At 61.9% G+C, this 3,799-nt stretch carries 3 protein-coding genes and 1 pseudogene; 1 reads left to right on the forward strand and 3 read right to left on the reverse strand.

Features of this window, described 5'->3' with window-relative positions; all coding sequences use genetic code 11:
• From KIH75_RS09865 to KIH75_RS09875, 3 genes are all read right to left on the reverse strand, one after another.
• The coding region (locus KIH75_RS09865) for a lipid II flippase MurJ (RefSeq protein ID WP_274608114.1) at positions 1 to 367 on the reverse strand (367 nt) is incomplete at its 3' end.
• Positions 364 to 2,550 (reverse strand): DUF6049 family protein, encoded by a 2,187-nt coding sequence (locus KIH75_RS09870; protein WP_219056530.1) that lies wholly within the window; start codon positions 2,548 to 2,550, stop codon positions 364 to 366. The genes KIH75_RS09870 and KIH75_RS09865, both read right to left, overlap by 4 nt.
• A 17-nt stretch (positions 2,551 to 2,567) precedes the next feature.
• On the reverse strand, positions 2,568 to 3,284 hold the full coding sequence (locus KIH75_RS09875; protein WP_219056531.1) for an NUDIX hydrolase: 717 nt from the start codon (positions 3,282 to 3,284) through the stop codon (positions 2,568 to 2,570).
• Positions 3,285 to 3,371: 87 nt separating this feature from the next.
• Here KIH75_RS09875 and KIH75_RS09880 point away from each other — a divergent pair.
• Positions 3,372 to 3,799 (forward strand): annotated as a pseudogene (locus KIH75_RS09880) (CCA tRNA nucleotidyltransferase); the annotation flags it as partial.

Here is a 3,799-nt window from a genome sequence, read left to right on the forward strand (position 1 = left end):
GCTGCGCGGGCCCCCAGCTGGAATCCAGATACAGCATGGTGAGCAGCGGCGTGCCCGCCATCATGAGCAGCGTCATGGCCAGCAGCAGGGTGATGGACACCGTGATGAGCTTGTTCAGACGCTCCTGCGCGTCCTCCATCTTCAGCGTGCGGACGATCTGCGGTACCAGCACGGCGTTGAAGATGCCGCCGGAAATGACGGTGAACAACACCTGCGGGATCATCGCACCGGTCTGGTACGCGTTTGCGGCGACACCGGTGGTGCCCAGGCATGCCGCGAGCAGGATGGTGCGGAACTGGCCGGTGACGCGCGAAACCAGCGTTCCGGAAGCCATGATGAGTGAATTACGGCCTACGTTCGAACTCATTCGTCAGGATCCTTCTTCCGGTGGAACTGTCGCCAAAGTCCAAGGAGTCCAAGGACTACTGCCGCGCCGATGATGATGAAACCGGTCATGTCGCTGATCTTCAGGATGCAGGAGATGGCCGTCTGCTGGGGTTGCCCGAAGGCGACGTTGGAACGGTCCTCCAAGGTGATGGTCGCGGTCGCCGAACTGGATGTTGCGGCACGCAGACGGAAGGTCGCCTGCGCTTCGGAATGCGCCGGAACCTTGATCGTGGTGCGTCTCGACGTGGCGATCTCGGACGAATCGGTGATCGATGAGATGTTCACCTCGACGGAGAATGGCGTGGCATTGCTCACGGTCACCGGCATGGTGGCCGTTTCCGACACCATGGTGATGGTTTCGGATGGGGCGAGGGAAATGCTGTTGAGCAGGGCGTCGGAAAGTTGCTGCGAGCCGGAGACCATGGCCGCGGACGATGCCGTATCGGAGCCGTTCGAGGTGAAGGCATGCAATGCCATGGTGCTTTGCGCGGTGAGGATGCGGTTGATCCACGCCTTCCGGCCATCGTCGGAGCCGCCGGTCATGATGCCGTCGCGGAATCGTACGATGGCGGCCCGATTCGCGCTCAATGTGGCGATGGTGGATTCCAGGGACGCGGCCTTGCTTTGGCTGATGCCGCTTTCGGTGGGCGCATTATCGGCCGCCTCGTCGCCGGTGGCCTGCGGGGTCGCCTTGCCCAAGGTTTCCAGATCGGTGGCTTCCAGCCACGTGGAGGATTCGACCGCGCTCATGAAGGAATCCAAAGTGGCGGAGCTGGCATTGAAGCCGAAATTGACGAGCAGATTGCGTTCCGTGTACGGCTGTTCCATCTGGTAGAACGCGCTTTGCGCGACGAAACGGGCAAGTCGGCCGGCTTCGCTGGATTCGGCGCGTGCCTTACGGCTGGTCGCGGTTCCCTGGGCGAGTCGGCTCAGTTCGCGCTGCTCCACCAGAACGGTGACATCACCCGCATCGGTGGAAACCACATTGGTTCCGGTACGTACGGTGTCGTTGTCATCGGATTCGAAATCGGCGGTGGAAATGACGGTGGTGTAGCCCTGCCTGCGTGCTTCGGTAAGCGCCTGCAGCGTCCAATGCCCACGGCCCTGCCATGCGACGGTGGACGCGTTGGCCTTGGCGTCGCCGATGGCGTTGCGATACTGCGATACGGCGGCGCTGGCGCTCCACATGTCGCTCCCCACGCCCGCGTTCTCATAGCTTTGCGCATCGTTGCGCGCCGCGTAGGAGGTGATGTCGAACGCCGCCGGCTGCATGAGCGCGGACACCTTCGGCGGGATGTTCAATGCGTCGAGATACGCGGGGTCGGCGACGGTCTGCAACTTGGGATGCTTGGTCAGCACGTCGTTGAGGGAACGGTCGAAGCGCGTATGATCGCCGGCCAATGTCACCGCTTCGGAACCGCTGCCGCTGCTGTTGCCATTGCCGGAAGTCTTGGTGTTCGTGGTGCCCGCGCTGTTCGCGGTGTTGGCGGTTCCGGTGTTCTTCGCGGCGTCGGAAGCGCTGTTGTCGGTGTCGACGCGGTTCTTCACCATCGAGGTCAGGGTATCGTTCGACACTTGCCAGTGCTCGGACGCCAGCGGCGCAACCATCGTGATGCGCATGGCGGGCGTCTGGATGGTATTAAGCCCGGCCGTGGAGCGCGTCAGGAAGCTGCGCAGGCCCTCATCCTCGTCATCATGCGAGTAGACGGCCAGAAGCGGTTTGGGGCCCCAGGCCATGATGCTTTTGAGTGCCTCGTTATCTGCTTTGGCATTGATGCTGACCGTCGTGCTTTGACCGGGGGAGAGCGGCTGGACCTGCACGGTGCCGATCTCGTTCGGTGTGGGAATCATGTTCTGCGACTGCGCCCACTCCTGCATGTCGGTACGCGACGTGAACGTATACCCGGAATTGACGGTCAACGACAACCGGCCGGCACTCCACTGCTCATCGCTGGTGTTCGTGATCGTGACCTTGAGATGGTACCCGGACGTATCCGTGACGACCGCCGTCGCCTCGGATAAGGAAAGCACCTGCTCTCGTCTGTCGCTTTCCGTCGTCGTGGTCTGCGATTCCGCCGCGACGGCCCGCGGTTGCACGCAAGCCAAACCGCAGGTGACGAACAGAATCGCGCTGAGTATACCGATGATGCTGCGTCGCAGCACACTGGGGGCGCTTTGCCTCACGCTTCCGCCTGCCTATTCATTTTTTTGGCGTAGAGCCACACGATTTTACGTTCATTAGGATAACTGAGCACATCGTCCAGATCCTTGAAATCCACCCAGATGGCATCCTCCGCCTCGTGATCCGGATCGCCTTCCACGGTGAGGGTGCCGCCTATCTGGCGCAGCGCGAAATGATGCACCAGCTTGTGCACGCGCTGCGAGGTCCCGGTGAACCAATAGTCGATGGTGGCGATGGAATCGACCACCTCGCCCAGAATGCCGGTTTCTTCATGCACTTCACGCACGGCGGTCTGCTGAGGGGTCTCGCCCTTCTCGATATGCCCCTTCGGCAGGCACCATTCCAAATGACCGCTGCGCGAATGTCTTGCGATGATCGCCACACGCCCCTTGGCGTCGAACACCAAACCTCCAGCCGAATATTCACGCACAACCGGAAGCTCCTGGGCGTCGAGGGACGCGAAGGTCGTAGGACCGTCCGTGGTGCGTTTCTGCGGCATGATGGCCGGCGTGGGGCTCGACTGCGTGTGTGCCGTGCCGACCGTGGCGCCGACCGCCGAAATCGAGGCGAACTCGAATCGGGTGCCGGATTCGCCGGCAGGCGCGGACTCGGAAGTCCACAACGGACGCTCCTCGCCGGGATAGTTTTGGGCATGGTTGACCGCGGCATCGTCGGCATGCTGAAGCATGCGGGCCAGGTCCGCGGGAGTAATCATGTTTCCTACCTTACTCAAACCCGTGTGGATATAGGGTAACGGTTATGCTTGTTGGCAGTAAAAAAGACATGATGGGAAAGGTTCCACGTGAATTTCGAAGTATGGCCGGAGGCCATGGAACTGGGCAAGATGTTCGCCGCGGAAGGCTACGAACTGGCCTTGGTAGGCGGTCCGGTGCGCGACCTGCTGCTGCATCGACGCAGCCATGATCTTGATTTCTGCACCTCGGCGCGCCCCGAACAGTTCGAGCCGATTCTGCGCAGGTTCGGGCACGACGGTTTCTGGGATATGGGGCGTAAATTCGGCACGCTGGGTGCGATGCGACGCCGCCCCGACGGCACCGAAGTGCAGGTGGAGGTCACCACATACCGTACGGACGCGTACAACCCGGATTCACGCAAACCCGAAGTGGCGTACGGCGACACGCTGGAAGGCGACCTGTCGCGCCGCGATTTCACCGTGAACGCCATGGCGCTGCGCGTGCCCGACCTGGAATTCGTGGACCCGTTCGGCGG

Source organism: Bifidobacterium pongonis (assembly GCF_019331805.1).
Taxonomy (GTDB): domain Bacteria; phylum Actinomycetota; class Actinomycetes; order Actinomycetales; family Bifidobacteriaceae; genus Bifidobacterium; species Bifidobacterium pongonis.